Source organism: Vibrio sp. S11_S32 (assembly GCF_014694465.1).
GTDB classification, from domain to species: Bacteria; Pseudomonadota; Gammaproteobacteria; order Enterobacterales; family Vibrionaceae; genus Vibrio; species Vibrio algicola.
Map to the genome: position 1 here is coordinate 1 of NZ_JAAUWS010000136.1, position 807 is coordinate 807.

The 807-nt window shown below is 40.6% G+C and carries 1 protein-coding gene; it reads left to right on the forward strand.

The annotated features are described in order from the left end of the window. Positions 1-69 precede the first annotated feature (69 nt). A complete protein-coding gene (locus HC723_RS16970; protein ID WP_190339938.1) occupies positions 70-753 on the forward strand; it encodes an IS6 family transposase in 684 nt (227 codons plus the stop codon). The last annotated feature ends 54 nt before the right edge of the window (positions 754-807 follow it).

Below are 807 nucleotides of genomic sequence, written 5' to 3' on the forward strand. Positions count from 1 at the left end.
GGTTCTGTCGCAAAGTTTGACTGAACTACGGTAAAATACCGTAGTTCTTACCAATCGGATGTTCTCATTATGTTTAAAGGCTGTCAGTTTCCGTCCGCTATTATTCTTCTCTCCGTACGTTATTACCTAGCTTACAAGCTCAGTTATCGTGAAATTGAAGAGATCCTCTCTGAGCGTGGACTGTCAATTGATCACTCAACCCTCAATCGATGGGTCATTAAATTCAGTCCATTATTAGAGCATCGAGCTCGTAATAAAAAGAAGCCGGTGGCTTCTTCCTGGCGAATGGATGAAACTTATATCAAAGTAAAAGGTCAATGGCTTTACTATTATCGAGCCGTTGATAATAGAGGTCAGGTGATCGATTTTTTATTGTCTCAACGTCGAGATGAAATGTCTGCTCGCGCCTTTTTTAATAAGGCGTTCGAACAACACGGCTTACCTAAAAAAGTCGTCATTGATAAGAGTGGTGCGAATGCCTTAGCCTTGCACAATCTCAATATTCAACTTTGGTTGTCAGGCCGAATGCTCGAATTAATCGAAATACTTCAAGTGAAGTATTTGAATAATATTGTTGAGCAAAGTCACCGAAAGGTGAAAGGGAAAATGCATCAATGCTTAGGCTGGAAAAGCAAAGAAGGTGCAACCAACACGCTAGCAGGTATTGAGTTGTGGACGATGATCAAAAATGAGCAACTAGATAATCCAAATGGATTATCTAGTTGGGAACAGTTTTACGCGCTCGCAGCATAATTACGCCTTGAGATTAGAGTCATAGTCGCTTATTAAAACTTTGCGACAGAACCC

Bases quoted from the DNA above. Each gene is read 5' to 3' on its own strand.
- HC723_RS16970 (WP_190339938.1), top strand. From the start codon at position 70: ATGTTTAAAGGCTGTCAGTTTCCGTCCGCTATTATTCTTCTCTCCGTA.